Annotated in this window: 7 protein-coding genes and 1 pseudogene; 5 read left to right on the top strand and 3 right to left on the bottom strand. The window is 55.4% G+C overall.

Annotated elements, in window-relative coordinates:
- Positions 1-644: 644 nt before the first annotated feature.
- Complete coding sequence (locus C8R31_RS16120) at positions 645-782, bottom strand: hypothetical protein (RefSeq protein ID WP_181320657.1); 138 nt, start codon at positions 780-782, stop codon at positions 645-647.
- A gap of 80 nt (positions 783-862) precedes the next feature.
- Complete coding sequence (locus tag C8R31_RS16625) at positions 863-1,132, bottom strand: PEP-CTERM sorting domain-containing protein (RefSeq protein WP_258192733.1); 270 nt, start codon at positions 1,130-1,132, stop codon at positions 863-865.
- Positions 1,133-1,629: 497 nt separating this feature from the next.
- Between C8R31_RS16625 and C8R31_RS15260 the strand changes: the two genes are divergently transcribed.
- The gene (locus tag C8R31_RS15260; protein WP_107695002.1) at positions 1,630-2,307 is read left to right on the top strand and encodes a PEP-CTERM sorting domain-containing protein; all 678 of its coding nucleotides are present in this window, start codon (positions 1,630-1,632) and stop codon (positions 2,305-2,307) included.
- Positions 2,308-2,568: 261 nt separating this feature from the next.
- Here the strand turns inward: C8R31_RS15260 and C8R31_RS15255 are convergent.
- A pseudogene (locus C8R31_RS15255) lies at positions 2,569-2,778 on the bottom strand (DUF2127 domain-containing protein); the annotation flags it as partial.
- A 323-nt stretch (positions 2,779-3,101) separates the two neighbouring features.
- On the opposite strand from C8R31_RS15255, the gene C8R31_RS15250 reads away from it, so the two are divergent.
- The 4 genes from C8R31_RS15250 (at position 3,102) to C8R31_RS15235 (ending at position 15,942) form a co-directional block, all read left to right on the top strand.
- A complete protein-coding gene (locus C8R31_RS15250) occupies positions 3,102-6,056 on the top strand; it encodes an AAA family ATPase (RefSeq protein ID WP_107694998.1) in 2,955 nt (984 codons plus the stop codon).
- A 667-nt stretch (positions 6,057-6,723) separates the two neighbouring features.
- Positions 6,724-12,552, top strand: a complete 5,829-nt coding sequence (locus tag C8R31_RS15245) for a peroxidase family protein (protein ID WP_107694996.1) — start codon at positions 6,724-6,726, stop codon at positions 12,550-12,552.
- 317 nt (positions 12,553-12,869) lie between these two features.
- Positions 12,870-14,606: a type I secretion system permease/ATPase gene (locus tag C8R31_RS15240; protein WP_107694995.1), complete on the top strand. Its 1,737-nt coding sequence runs from the start codon at positions 12,870-12,872 to the stop codon at positions 14,604-14,606.
- Entirely contained in the window at positions 14,584-15,942 is a 1,359-nt protein-coding gene (locus C8R31_RS15235; RefSeq protein WP_107694993.1) for an HlyD family type I secretion periplasmic adaptor subunit, read from the top strand. Before C8R31_RS15240 ends, C8R31_RS15235 begins: the two co-directional genes overlap by 23 nt.
- The last annotated feature ends 125 nt before the right edge of the window (positions 15,943-16,067 follow it).

The following is a 16,067-nucleotide window of genomic DNA, read 5'->3' as shown; positions in this document are numbered from 1 at the left end:
CATAATTCTCCGTGGTGTTAAATTGGCGAGCTGTTTAGTCTCGTGACAGCGCGACGTCGTCAGCTCATCTAAGCGGGAAACGGGCGGCCAGGGAGTACTATGAGTTGTTTAACTCTGTGAAACAATTGGACGAAGGTACAAGACGATCACTACCGGCGTCCGCATAAATCAAATCAACGTGGTTTCATTCGATTTGCCTTCCTTATCCAGCCGCAAGGGCCTGCTGTAAATTGAAGGCAATGTAGGCCCTTTTAAACCAACGGGTCAGACGCTGCGCAACCTCCCACGCACAAGCGGAGGTTGGACAAACCCAGGGTTAATGGGCTTCCTTGATGGGCTGCCGGCAGTAAATCCTAGGCAGGGGCTTCTGAGGTGCAGGATGGTACAACGGTACTATCGGGCAGAGCGGGAAAAGAGCAAAACAGAGTGTTCTCGACAGCAGGTGGGGGCCTCTTCTAGTCCCTGCATAGCAATCGAGCGATGCAGGCGACCTTCTGCGTATAAAAAAGTGGAGGTAGAAAACAAGTAAACAAACCCACGGCGCAGCCAGAGGATAAAAATAAGGGGCCGAGCGGAGAAGAGGCGCAGAATCTCGAGGATGATCGTGGGAGAACGTACCTGCGGCCTGACTGGGCAAGTGTATTTCAGAATAAGGCGGTACCGTGATACGGCAAAAGCTCCGCGATACTGGCATGTTCCAGGCTCTGAGTGCCCGGCTCTGTCAGTGCGCGAAGCTCGAAGGGAAAAATTATCCCGGCTTTGACGTTTTCAAGTACCGCCACGTTTACCCGTTCTAGCCCAAGTCAATGGTAATGCTCCTCCTTCCGGCCAAGGGGAGGACGAATTAAAGGTTTAATTGAGCCTAAGTTCGATTTTCTGCGTTCTTACGGCGCGTCAAAAATCCGATCAGGCCCAAGCCGGCCAGCATCAATGCATAGGTTTCGGGTTCGGGAACAATGGAGGCATTCACGACGACCTGTCCATGGTTGTTGATTGCTGTTGCGGCTGTCAAGACGACGTTGGCCGGAAGGCTCACCAAGGAGTTAAGATCGGTCATCCCCGCGCCATTTGGCCCGGTAACGAAAGCATGCCCGTTGAAGGACCCCACCACGCCCGGCGTCGTTGATACCATAAGCGATGCTTTGTTCGCCCGGCGTGCCGAGATCGTTCATGCCTGCCCCGTCGGGGCCCGTAATAAAAGCGTGGTAATAGTTAGAAAAGCTTCTTGGGATGATCTGGGTTTTACCCGCAGGAATAACGACACCCCTCCTAATACTGCTTGATATTTGAATGTTTCAGGAACATTATGGGCTCAACCACAACAGGACGTCGTCCATATCAACACATCAATGCATTGCTATGCCCATGAAGCCTATGCAGCATGACAAAGCGGCGTAGGACGGGGTGTTCGACTATAAATGCGAAGCCGCTTCATATGAGAAGCGTGGATCATCTTCTCAGCTAGATACTTGAAAGAAAACCCTCATCTAGTATCGATTGGAGAAGATTGTTGTTATAGCATGAAGGCGCTCGAGCCTTTCGCCAGGGGTAGCTGTAAATGGAGGTACATCAGTAACATCCCCATCGTCACATCCGTGCCGATTTAACAAAAACAAAAAGGAGATACAAATGAAATCGGAAGGAATGAAGATAGCTGCCGGACTTGTGACTGTTGCTTTGATGACCGGAGCAGGCAGCGCCCAAGCGGTTACATGGGAGATAATGGGGAAACTCACTGTTGAACATGCGCTTCAAACACCCCAGGAGTTGCTAAGCCTTGAGGGCACTCCGTTCTCCGCGTATCTCAGTTATGACGAAAATGCATCGCCAACCTCAACGCCATCGCCGGAATTTACGAATTACGGCAATCAGGGCAGCTTCAAAGTCAATACCGAAATGGGTACTGCAACGGGCGCGTTCGAAAATTTGCAGACCTACATATTTGTTGGGCCAATTACACATGCAAGCAATTTTAATGGGTATGGTTCCCAAGTGGGGCTTACAGGTCCTATAGCATCGTTGGGTCTGGTCACACAAGCCTTTGACTTCCAGTTTCAAGATTTGCCATTGGGCGGGACCGGAGGGCTGAGCGATTTCGCTTTGCCAAGCGAACTTAATCTTAATGAATTTAACGGCTCTAATTTCATTCGCCTTTCATTTTTATCTGCCGAAGGAAACCCTCTTGATACTCGATTGTTAGGAGTGATGGACAGCGTGTCAGCCATTCCGGAACCTCAAACCTACATGATGCTATTGGCCGGACTTAGTTTGTTGGGTTGGCGGCTCCGTCATACTAGGGGCGGCTAACAGTAATGAGTAGCACCAAGGTCCAATAGGAATATAGAGAGCAAGTCCCAACAAAATAATAACATTAAACGCCTAACCTTTCTCCTCTCCTGGAACCCGCTTCGGCGGGTTTTATTTTGCCCCTCCCCCTCCCTTACCGTGACGGCTTTTTAGTAACGGTCCCAAAGGCCTGCACCGTAAAAAATGGGATCACTGTAAGGCAGGCTCTACTTCAGTATCTCCTTCCCGTGAGAAGGTTTAGTGCCAGGCGCCGAGACCTAGTCAGGTAACGTGTTCACACAGTTCCAGCAGCTGAAAAGGTATATAAATTGCTCCGCTTGCCGCCGAGACCCACAGGGCCCACTTCTTGTAATGCCAGAGACTATATGCCTCTATAAACCGAATAAGGACATATAGCCCCGCACCCACCGCAACCAGCGGTATCTGCGGCTCGGTTATCTGCCCAGCCAAATCAAGGAAAATTCGGGGATATCGGGGACGGGGTCGTTTCCGGTTTCCGCTGCCGGGTTCTAGCCCGACATCTTCAGTGTCTGCAACTCTCGAGAGCTTTACACTTTATGCTGCTTCAACCGGGGCGGGAGATGAAATCCGCAAGGATACATTTACTTATATACAACGGCTCGATTCTTGCTTAATATTATAACGTGTTTTTAAAAAGAAAATAGCAGGCAAGACTGCAATAACTAGCTTCTGCCAAGGCTACCCCCAAATGCGACCAGAAAGACCTATCTTTAACCGGATCGTTTATTCCGGTTTCAAACGCCGCTTCCTCACAGTTCCCCTGTTTGGAAGTTATGCTGGCTAAGACTAGCCGCCCGCGTCTCTCCGCGGTCTATCAGCGGTCGCGCTTATTCGATCAGCTGGATATCGCATGGAGAGAGCATTCAGTTGCCCTCGTCCATGGACCACCCGGAGCGGGTAAAACCACGCTGGTTTCAAGTTATATTGAATTTCGAAACCGTCGATGCCTTTGGTATCAGGTGGACTCGGGCGACGAAGACGTAGCCACGTTTTTCCACTATTTCGGCCAAGCGGCTAAGGAACATTTACTTGCCGCCGCCGCTCCCTTGCCTGATTTCGACCCAGGCACCGCGGCTGACCTTGTGAGGTTCAGTCGGCAGTACTTTCGCAGATTTTACGCTGGACTGAAAAGCCCCCTTGTCGTGGTTCTGGATAACTACCAGGAGGTGGCCGACGCCTCGCCCTTGCACGTCGTGGTACAGGTTGCCTGCAAGGAAACTCCAGAGAACTGCCACCTCGTCATCGCTACCCGCGACGCTTGCCCAACGCCACTCGCCGCAGCGCGTTTTAACCATACATTGACGATCATAGGTGCGGACGACCTTATTTTAACGCGTGAGGAGACATCTGGCGTTGCCGAGCTACAAGGGATGAAGCTGCCTGCCGCGGCCGCGACGCTACTGCAGGCCCGTAGTGCAGGATGGATGATGGGCTTGATGCTGATGCTCGAGCGTACGGATGGTATCCATAATGGTACCGATCTGAACCTTTCCCTAGGAGACCAACAGGGAGAGCCGGTCTTTGATTATTTTAGTGTCGAAGTTTTCAAGAAACTCGACATCACTTGCCACGACCTGCTATTGCAAAGCGCGTTGCTCCCTAAGATGACCATACCCCGCGTTACGCAACTAACCGGCACACCCAAAGCCGGGGAGCTGCTGCGGGAGCTGATACGGCGAAACTATTTCATCACACGCTATGGGGGAAAGGAACCGGCGTATCAGTTCCACCCCCTCTTTCGGGAGTTTCTCCTTGAACAAGCGATGGCGCGATACTCTGCGGCCGAGCTGGGGTCAAAGTATTGCATAGCTGCTGAGTTGCTGATAACGGACGGCGATAACGAGGCTGCCATCGACTTGCTGGAGCAGGCTCGCAACTGGCGGCGCCTGGCGGAAGTAATCCTGGCGAGTGCTTCGACTCTGAAGGCGCAGGGCCGTGATGCAACCCTCGTGGCCTGGATGGAGAAGCTGCCCGCCGATGTGATCGGCACGGATCCGTGGTTGCTCTACTGGCACGGCAGCAGCAAGGCATTTTCGGACCCTGCTGCCAGCCAGGCAATTCTTGAAAACGCCTATCGGCAATTTAGCGTGATGGACGACCTCGTGGGTATGGCAATGAGCTGGTCGGGCCTTATCGATACAATTTTTTACATCTACCGAAACCTCCGGCAGATGGACCCTTGGGTCGGGGAATTCAACGAACGACTTACCGGCCGACTTGAGCTGTTGCCACAAGACCTTTATGTGCGGGTTACTATCGCTTTCGTTATCGCGCTATCATTCCGCCAGCCTCTGCATCCGGATCTATTATTGTGGCGTGAACGCTTGCAAAAGATAATGGAGCACGACACATGCTCCGCCGACCGGCCATTGTTGCGCCACCGCTTGGTGACATACTACATTTTGCGCGGCGAACATGCGGAGGCCGAATCTGTTCTAAGCATGCTTCACTACGCAATTAACCTGCCCTCGGCTGAACGGCCGCCTCGCACCCCGGTGGACTACATAAACGAGGCCACGGTTGCAATGCATACCGGCATGAAAGAGCGCTGTTTGCAATCGGTTCAAGACGGGTTGCGCGCTGCAGAGCGGACAGGCAACCGTCTGTTTGATTCCGTTCTGCTCCAGCTTGGCGCGGTGATGAGCCTTAATCGAGGCGATCTTGTACGGACAGACGAGTTCCTCGCGGCCTTCGAGCGTTTGGCTGAACCGATGCCGTCTGTGGATCGTGGTGCCTACTATGCTGTGGCGGCTTGGCGCAAATTTTATGCAGGAGAACCAACGCTGGCACTACAACTCTTGGGCCGGGCAGTAGCTGCTTCGGAAGCTCGCGGCACGCCCTACTACATCGCGGTCGATAACCTTGGCTTCGGGCTGCTGCTTCATCTGTGCGGCAGGAACAATGAAGCGCTACTGTATTTGAAGATTGGGCGCAGGGTCGGCGCGAGCATCAAAAATCCGTTGATCGAGTATGCCTATCAACTCTTTTCAGCCTTTGTCGCGCTGGATGCATACGGGAAAAATCACGTCCTCTACCATTTAGCTAACGGCATGCGCCTTGGCCGACAACATGGTTACATGCATTTCTTTTTTTTCCCCCCGCGAGTGATTTCAAAGCTATGTTCCATAGCACTCGAGGCCGATATTGAGACGGCCTATGTTCGCACCCTCATTGAACGCAATGAACTAAATCCGGATCCCACATGGCGGGACGCGGAGTTATGGCCCTGGCCCATCCGTGTTTATACCCTTGGACGTTTTAGCGTAGTCAAACAAGGCACAGCCCTGCAATTTTCCGGGAAAGCCCAGAAGAAGCCGCTGGAGTTGTTGAAGGCGCTGATCGCCTTGGGTGGTCGCGATGTGTCAGAAGCGAGGCTGGCGGATGCCCTCTGGCCCGACGCCGAAGGCGACGCGGCTGCACAGGCGCTTGCGACGACCTTATTCAGGTTGCGTAAACTCATTGGGGAACAGGCGATCCGCAGGCAGGAGAATCGCCTTACAATCAATCCGACCTTCTGCTGGGTAGATTGCTGGGCGTTCGAACGATTGTCGGGCGAGAATTCGGGCGATTCGCAAAGATGGGTTGAGAAACTCAGGAAGTTGTATCAGGGTCCTTTTCTCGACGGAACCGACGACGCCCCCTGGGCACAGTCAATGCGCGAGCGGTTGCAGGCGAGATTTGCACGCCTCACGCAAATCCCCGGGAATTTACACTACAAGAGATCGTAGCACAGGGCCAGCTCTCCTGTTTTTCGGATCGGCTGGCAAGGCTCTCGGCTGCGTCATTCGAAAGAATGGAAACGTTCATCCTTCCACTGGCTGACTCCATTTCCCCCATACCCAGCTTACTCCCCAGCTTACTCGCGACGAGGACGCAGGTCCGGTGTCAACCGGGTGCTGCTGATGGCCTGCGCTGCCGCTGATTCCGAGTTCTTAGAACTTGCCGGCCCCAGCAGTTATCCGTACCGCGTCCTCATGGGCGAGAGAGGGCCGTACCAGGCCCAAAGCGCTCGCGATATCTTGGCGCGACCTCGCCGTTCATTCTGTAGTGTCTCCAACTGTAACCCGGCGCGCCTGCATTTACCCTGAAAAAAGCGGCGTATCTGTTCCTTTGGCGTCGTTGCGGCCCTTTTCTGGCCATTCCCATTTTTGGAGTGGGGGGAAACCCAATTATTGTGAAATTTGTTTGAGATTTGTGTGATTTGTACCTGATCCGTAATGGGCTGCTGCGTAGTATTTGTTTCGTCGGATGGTATATCGCCTGACGAATAGCGCCACCCGAGTGGCGAGCGTGCTCAGCGGTTACGACGGAACTTACAAGATGCAAGGGGTGCAGTGCACGGCCGACGGTTCGGCCTCACGTCCAAGTTGAATCACATTCTCAAGGAGTATCACCATGGCAGTCACAGTCATTCAATCAGATCTAGAATTTATCCTCGCCCAGATCAAGATAGCTGAGGCGCACGCCGGCGGCCAGCCGCTGTTCGGCCCCGGCGGGCTCATCCCGTCCTATAACAATTCGTTCGGCCTGCGTACAGTCGACGGTACCTACAACAACCTGCTCCACCCGACATGGGGTGCAGCGGACCAGCAATTTCCTGAGCTGTTGACGCCCTCATACAGGCCGGCGGATGGAACCCCCCTTGATCCTGACGGACCTGGGCCGGCTCCCGCCATGGCGACAGCGCCAAACTATAATCCTTCGAATGATCCTAACTCGATCGTCATCGATTCAAGCATTCGCACCATCTCCAACCTGATCGTCGACCAGACCCTGGGCAATCCTGCAGCGATTTTGACCGCCCTGCAGCAGGCTGGAATCGTACCCGCCGCCAACCAAATGGCGGTTACGGCGCAGATCAGCAACGCGTTTGCGCCGATCGAGTCGCTATTCAACGCATTGACCGCTGCCGAAGTGGCTGCGGCCGCAGCCGCCGCAGCCGCCGCAGCCAACCCCGATGATACCGATCTGGCCGCCGCCGCAGCGGCAGCCGAAGCGGCGCGTGCGGATGCAGAGACAGCTTTGACCGATGCCCGTACCGCCCTTGATACGTTGCTGGCGACCAATGGCGTTGAGCTGGACGGCGCCAACGTCGTACTCTCGAACATTGCGCCCGACGCAGGATTGTCCGCCCCGTTCAACTCATGGTTCACGTTGTTCGGCCAGTTCTTCGACCACGGGCTTGATCTCGTCAACAAGGGAGGCAGCGGTACGGTATTCATTCCCCTGCAGCCGGACGATCCGCTATACGATCCCACCAGTCCTACCAATTTCATGGTGCTGACACGCGCTACCGTTTCAGCGGGTGCGGACAACATTATGGGAACCGCGGATGATGTGCGGCCCGTAAATACGACAACCGCGTTCGTAGACCAGAACCAGACCTATACCTCGCATTCCTCGCACCAGGTGTTCCTCCGCCAATATGAGCTGAATGCGGCCGGCGACCCGGTCGCCACTGGCAAGCTGATCGAAGGCGGTAATGGGGGCATGGCCACCTGGGCGGACGTCAAGGCACAGGCGGCGGATCTGCTCGGAATCCAGTTGATTGATTCCGATGTCGGGAATATTCCGCTGCTCGCTGCAGACCAGTACGGAAATTTTATCCCTGGGCCGAATGGTTTTCCCCAGCTCGTTTTCCCCGGCGCCAATCCTGGCGATCCGGCTATCCTGGTTGAGGGGGATCCGACCGCCAATGGCGGTCTTGGCGTCCTTACGGCTGGCGCGTATCGGACCGGCCATGCCTTCCTTGCCGACATTGCTCACAACGCTGTCCCGACCGGCCTTGCCGATGGCGACATTGAAATTGGTTTAGGCAATCCGGACAACTCGCCCACAAACGGCCAATATGATAATGAATTGCTGGATGCGCACTACATCGCAGGGGACGGCCGCGCCAATGAGAACATTGGCCTGACCGCAGTACACCACATATTCCATTCGGAGCATAACAGGCTCGTTGGACATACGCAGGAAGTCGTCCTGAGTACCGGCAACCTTACTTTCCTGAACGAATGGCTGGCTGTGGATGTGGCTGCGCTTCCAACCACGCAGGAGCAGGTGGATGCTTTGGTTTGGGACGGTGCGCGCCTCTTCCAGGCGGCGAAGTTCGTCACCGAGATGCAATATCAGCATCTGGTGTTTGAGGAATTCGCGCGCAAGATCCAACCGGCGATCAACCCCTTTCTGGTTCCCGACGGCTTCGACGTTACCATCGATCCTTCCATCGTCGCTGAATTCGCCCACGTCGTCTATCGCTTCGGCCATTCGATGCTGACTGAATCGATTGATCGCTTTGACCCCAGCTTCAACCAGGACCACATCGGCCTGATCGAGGGTTTCCTCAATCCGATCCAGTTTGAGAATAACGGAACGAGTAGCACGGTTGACGCTGATATTGCCGCAGGTGCCATCGTGCGAGGCATGACGCGCCAAGTCGGAAACCACATTGATGAGTTCGTCACGAGCGCGCTGCGCAACAACTTGCTGGGCCTGCCGCTCGATTTGGCAACCATTAATCTGGCCCGCGGACGCGATACCGGCGTTCCGTCGCTCAACGCAGCCCGACGCGACTTCTACGAGGCAACCAACGATGACGCCCAACTCAAGCCATACGAGAGCTGGGTCGATTTTGCCGGCCATCTCAAGAATGAGGCCTCGATCATCAATTTCATCGCTGCTTACGGCACGCACCCGCTGATTACGGGCCAGACCACGATCGAAGGCAAGCGCGACGCGGCCCTCACGATTATCACCGGTGTGTCGGTCGGCGATCTTGAAGTCCCGGCTGACGCTGTCGATTTCCTCAACGCGACAGGCGCGTACGCTGGGGGGGCGCTGGGCGGCCTTGAGAATGTCGATCTCTGGATCGGCGGTCTTGCGGAAGAAACAATGCCTTTCGGCGGCATGCTCGGCTCGACTTTCAACTTCGTGTTCGAGATGCAGATGGAGAGTCTGCAGAACGGCGATCGCTTCTATTACCTGCAACGCCTTGACGGCCTGCATCTGTTCGGCGAGATGGAAAATAATTCATTCGCCTCCATGATCATGGCCAACACTAACGCAACCCACTTGCCATCGGACGTGTTCTCTACCCCTAACCTGATCCTGGAGGTCGATCAGAGTAGGCAGTTCAACGACCTGGATGGCGATGGCGACCTTGAAAGCAACGATCCGGTTGGCGCTGGTATCCTCAGCCAACTGGTTGTCCGCAACAATCCTGCTACGCCCGGCACCGATACCAATTACCTGCGTTATGCCGGTGAAGACCATGTCATCCTTGGAGGAACCAGCGCCAACGACATTCTTATCGCGGGCATGGGCGACGATACGTTGTTCGGCGATGACGGCAACGATAACCTCGAGGGTGGTTTCGGCAACGACATCATCAATGGAGGGAATGGCGACGATATCATCCGTGACTCGGGTGGCGACGACAACATTAAGGCTGGCGCAGGCAACGACGTCGTGCACGGCGGCCCTGGGGCAGACCTGATCCTGGCTGGTGCAGGTCAGGACTTCGTCGTTCTCGGCGGCGATGCGTTCTCGGAAGTGTTCGCAGGCGAAGGCAATGATTTTGTCCTCGGCACCAAGAATGCGGAGCGGATTCTCGGTAATGAAGGCAATGACTGGATCGAGGTCGGTACGTTTGACGGCGCTCCTGGCGACAATTTCGACGAGATTTTCGCCCGCGACGGCGTCAAGGGTCATGATGTATTCCTCGGCGACGGCGGCTTCGATGAGTTCATCGCCGAAGGCGGCGATGACATCATGGTTGGCAGCCCTGGCGTCGGCAAGTTGATAGGCATGTCAGGCTTTGACTGGGCGACCTACAAGGACAACACGTCGGGCGTCAATGCGGATTTCTTCCGCTTGGCGTTCGATGAGAACCCGGTACCCCCTCAAAATTCAGCACTGGATGTGTATGAGGCTGTCGAGGGATTGTCGGGTTCGGCTTTCAATGACCTTTTGTCAGGGTCTGATGAGGACGCGACGACACTTGTCCCGCTGGCCGCGGGCGGCGCCGCCGGCTATCTCGGTAGCGTTCTGGATGCCGAGGGAATCGCGCTCATCGCTGGCCTCCAGGATGTGGTCGGTGCAGGAGTCACGTCATTCGGCTCAGGCGACATCATCCTCGGTGGGGATGGCAACGACCTGATTACCGGCCGTGGCGGCGATGACATCATCGATGGCGACAAATGGCTGAATGTTCGCATCAGCGTGAGGCAGAATGTCGGCCCCAATGGCGGCACCGGTGCCGAAATCGACAGCGCCAACAGCATGAAAGAACTGGTCACCGAGATGTTCAACGGAACGTACAACGCGGGCCAGTTGCAAATCGTGCGGGAAATCCTGACAGCAAACGGAGCAGGCGATATAGACACGGCGGCATATCGTGGCGTGCAGGCCGACTACCAGATCGGCGTGGCCAACGATGGCACGGTTACGGTAACCGACGTCGCGTTGAATCCGCTCGACGGGTCGGACAGGCTGCGCAACATCGAGAGACTGCAGTTCACAGATAGCACGCTCGGGCTCGTAATCGGCACGGCCGGTAATGACACGCTCGCTGGTTCGGCAATCAACGATCTGATAGTCGGTCTGGGCGGCAACGACACGGCCACCTATGCAACCGCGACCGCTGGCGTTACCGTTTCCCTGAGTAATGGGGGTCCGCAGAACACCGGTGGAGCAGGCACGGATACGCTGACCAGTATAGAAAACCTGACAGGCAGCGCGTTTAACGACACGCTGACCGGCAACGGCGTTGCCAACATCCTGTCTGGCGGCGCAAGTAACGACACGCTGGTTGCAACCGTCGACAATGTGCGGGATACGCTCGATGGCGGCGCGAACACCGATACAGCCAACTATGCAGCCTACGGCGCGGCACTGACCGTAAACCTGGGCGGTGCGGCACCGATCGTGGTGGGTGGTTCGGGCAGCACTGCCGCCAATTCCGACGTTCTCGTGGGAATTGAAAACTTCACTGGCGGTTCGGGCAGCGACACGCTGACCGGTAGCAACGTGGCGAACGTTCTGAATGGCGGAGCCGGCAACGACACGCTGGTTGCGACCGTTGACAACGTGCGCGATACCCTGGATGGAGGTGCAAACACCGACACAGCGAACTATGCCGCCTACGGGGCTGCGCTGAACGTGAACCTTGGCGGTGCGGCGCCGATCGTTGTAGGTGGTTCGGGCAGTACTGCCGCCAATTCCGACGTTCTCGTAGGGATAGAGAACTTTGTTGGCGGCTCGGGCAACGACACAGTGACGGGGAGCAACGTCGACAACATCCTTACTGGCGGTTTGGGCAGCGATACGCTCAATGGCGGCGCTGGAAACGACACGCTGATTGCGACCGTTGATAACGTGCGCGATACGTTGGATGGGGGTGCAAACACCGATACGGCCAATTACGCAGCCTACACTGCGGCACTAACCGTAAATCTTGGCGGTGCGGCACCGATCGTTGTGGGTGGTTCGGGCAGTAATAACCCCAATTCCGACGTTCTTGTGGGGATCGAAAACTTCACCGGCGGTTCGGCCAACGACACATTGACGGGCAGCGGAGTCGTCAACGTCCTGATTGGCGGGGCCGGCAACGATACCATCAATGGCGAGGCAGGAAACGACACCATCGATGGCGGCGCGGGAGCTGACATACTCATTGGCGGTAACGGGGCTGACACCATCGATTCGGGCGCGGCGAACGACAACCTCCAGGATGTCTTCAGGTTCAACGCGACGGCTGAATTTGGCGACACAATTAACAATTTTGACGCCAATGGAACTGATGGAGTCGATGATCAGGTTGAGTTCGGCGGTGCGCTCAACACTGCATATGACGACGGCAACGATAACAACGATTTCCTGTTCGGTGCCGGGAATGGCGCGGGAGGTACGGTGAATGTTACCGTGGGACAGGCGAATGCCAATATCGAGGCCCTGCTCCTGACAGGTGTAGGTGGCGAAGGCGTGACCACTGCAAATCTTGGGAACGCTGCCGCAGTTTCAGCAGCCTTTAACGCAGAGTTCGTCATCACGGCAGCTGCCGGTGAAGATGCGCTACTGGTTGTCAACGATACCAATGGCAACAGTTTCAGCTTGTGGCAATGGGTTCAAGCTGGAGGCGGAGAGACGTCGGCGGGGGAAATCACCCTCATCGGCATCTTCAACGCCAATGCCGCAGCCACTGCCGGTAACTTTGACTTTATCTAGGAAGCAGCGGGATGGGCGCCTCGGAATAGCGGGGGTCCATCCCTAACCGGCGTCGCAAACAGATCTATCGTGCGTCCAGGGGAGGGAACTTGGTTATGGCGGAGAGGACGACTGCCAGCGCCAGGCGATTCCCCTTTTTTTATTACTTTGCCAACTGTACTGAGGAACTTGGACTTGAGTCCAATAGGCGGGGTCCGCCCTGAGGGATAGTATCTGTTGCAACCGCTTTTTCCTCACGAGTTGTTTATCGATTTATTGTGACGGTACGACTCACGACCATCAAGTCGAACGTTGCCGCTGTAGAGATTGAATTAATAATGGCCAGACGCCAGGTTGCACAAAACGAGATTGCCGAAGTCCTAAGTAGCTTCAAGGCAACCTTCAGAACCGTTGGGGTTTTTAGTGCCATCATCAACCTGTTGATGCTGGTACCGGCCCTTTACATGTTGCAGGTCTATGACAGGGTCCTTGCCAGCCGTAACGAAACAACCCTGTTGATGCTCACTTTGATAGTGCTTGCTGCTTATCTGGTTATGAGCAGCCTTGAATTCATACGCAGCTTCGTGCTGATACGTGTCGGGCAACTCGACATGAAAATGAACAAACGTATTTACGAGGCGGCATTTGAGCAGAACCTGAAGCGTCCAGGCGGAAGCGCGGGTCAAGCCCTGCAGGATCTGACAAACATTCGCCAATTCCTGACGGGTAACGGGCCATTCGCGTTTTTCGATGCTCCCTGGTTTCCGGTCTACCTGATCGTTATTTACTTGTTTGACCCAATACTGGGCTTGTTCGCGCTGGGCGGGACGATAGTGCTGGTCGTGCTGGCCTTAATCAATGAAATAGTATCAAGAAAACCTCTTGCCGCGGCGAGCACCATGGCAATTGAGTCAGCCAATCTCGCCAGCAATAACCTGCGTAATGCAGAAGTGATCGCCGCGATGGGAATGCTCCCCCATTTAATGTCGCGCTGGTTCAAGTTGCACAGCCGGTTTTTGCAGTTACAGGCCGAAGCAAGTGAAAAAGCTGGAATGATTGCCTCAGGCACAAAGTTTGTCCGGACCTCGATGCAATCACTAATATTAGGGCTGGGAGCATTGCTTGTACTGGACGGCAGAATTACGCCAGGCATGATGATTGTCGCATCCATCCTGATGGGCCGCGCATTAAGCCCGGTCGAACAACTGATTGGCGTGTGGAAAAACTGGAGCAATACACGCGGGGCCTACCAGCGGCTCAACGAGTTGCTGCAGGTCAATCCTATGCGGGAGGGCGGCATGTCGCTGCCTAAGCCTCTCGGACACATTTCTGTTGAGGCGGTCACGGCCGCCCCTCCCGGTGTATCTTCGGCTCTTCTTAAAAATCTCAGTTTTGCCATTTTCCCCGGGGACGTGCTGGGCATCATCGGACCCAGCGGTGCGGGCAAATCCACCCTCGCCCGGTTGCTGGTCGGTATCTGGCCCTCGATGATTGGCAAAGTGCGCCTGGATGGGGCGGATGTCTACCTGTGGAATAAGGCTGAACTAGGGCCGCATATCGGGTATCTACCGCAGGACATAGAACTGTTCGGCGGAACGGTCAGCGAAAATATTGCGCGCTTTGGCAAAATCGATCCGGATGAGGTGGTTTTGGCAGCAAAGCGTGCCGGCGTTAACGACATGATTTTGCGTTTCCCGCAAGGGTATGATACGCCGCTCGGCGACGGGGGTGCCGGTTTGGCTGGCGGACAAAAGCAGCGCATCGGGCTGGCACGTGCGCTGTACGGCGATCCTGCCCTCGTTGTGCTGGATGAACCGAACTCCAATCTCGACGAAACCGGGGAATCGGCGTTGGTGGCGGCGATCAACGATCTGCGCAGCCGACAAAAGACGGTCGTAATGATTACTCACCGGCCCAATATCTTAGGCGCCACGACGAAGCTGCTGGTTTTGCAGGAAGGGGTGGCACGCTCGTTTGGCACCCGCACAGATGTTCTCGCCGAATTGACCAGGCAAAACCAGCAACTAACACAACAGACCCAACCGGTAAAGCATGAGAAATCAGCTGCAGCCTAATCCGGGCGAGGGCATTGTCCTCTCTCCTGATGAGCTTGTTTCATACAACGTCGACACGAATCCGCGCGGTTATATTCGAACAGGATGGTGGATTGTCATTGCAGGGGTCGGCGGTTTCCTGCTATGGGCATCCCTGGCGCCACTCGACAAGGGGGTGCCCCTGAGCGGCACAGTGACTGTTTCTACAAACCGAAAAGCCGTGCAGCATCCCACGGGTGGCATCGTGGATGCAATCCTGGTGAAAGAAGGCGACCGTGTGAAAGCAGGGCAAAAGCTGGTGCATTTGAACGGCGTGCAGGCAAGCGCAAATGCGGAAATGAGGCGCATTCAGTATTTTACTGCGCGTGCAGCGGAAGCCCGCCTGATAGCGGAGCGCGACGGAAAGGGCGCAATCGAATTCCCTGCAGAACTGTTCAAGGAAAAAGACGACCCGCGCGTCGCCAGCAATATAAGGATGCAGGAACACCTGTGGAATTCGCGAAGGGTGGCAATCAAAAGCGAATTAGGCGCCCTCGATGAAAACATTATTGGCCTTCAACTTCAAACGCATGGATTGGAGGAATCGCGGGATAACAAAAAGGCGCAGCTTGAATTCCTGAAGGAACAACTGCATGGAATGCGGGACCTGGCCAAAGAGGGGTATGTCGCGCGCAATCGCCTGCTCGAACTTGAGCAGACTTATGCTCAGATCAGTTCCGCAATATCCGAGGATATTGGGAATATCGGACGCGGGCAGCGGCAGATCGCGGAATTCAAGCTTCGGCGCGTACAGCGTCAGCAGGAGTACCAGAAGGAGGTCCGTACCCAATTATCCGATGTGCAGCGGGAAGCGGAGGCACTTGCCAATCAGCTGAAAGGACTGGATTACGACCTGTCCAACGCGGTGGTGAAAGCGCCCGTCGACGGAACAGTGGTAGGGTTGTCGGTCTTTACGGTTGGCGGCGTAATCGGTCCTGGCGTCAGGATGATGGATATCGTGCCCAGTGAAGATGCGCTGGATATCGAAGGACAGTTGCCTGTGCATCTCATCGACAAGGTCCATCCCGATCTCCCGGTAGAGCTGATATTTACGGCATTCAACCAGAACTTGACTCCGCATGTGCCAGGCGTGGTTACCCACGTCTCGGCGGACCGGCTTGTCGACGAAAAAACCGGCTTCCCCCACTACAAGATCAAAGTCAAGATTGCGCCTGAGGGAGCGGAAATGATTTCCAGTTTGCAGATCCGACCGGGTATGCCGGTAGACTTATTCGTGAAAACAGGCGAGCGCACAATGATGAATTACATTTTGAAGCCAATGCTGGATCATTTCAAAATGTCAATGACAGAAGAATAAAGATACCGGTGTTCCCGGTCGGTTTGCTCGTTTCTTCGTGCGGTGCCATTTGGCCAAATTGTTGCCCTGCACCCAGCGCCCATTGCCCTTATGCAGGACGTCTATCAGGTCCCGAGGGTCGGGAG

The sequence above is a fragment of the Nitrosospira sp. Nsp2 genome (assembly GCF_003050965.1).
GTDB lineage: Bacteria > Pseudomonadota > Gammaproteobacteria > Burkholderiales > Nitrosomonadaceae > Nitrosospira.
The sequence above is the reverse complement of the archived record's forward strand: the minus strand, read 5'-3'. Positions and strand labels throughout refer to the sequence as shown.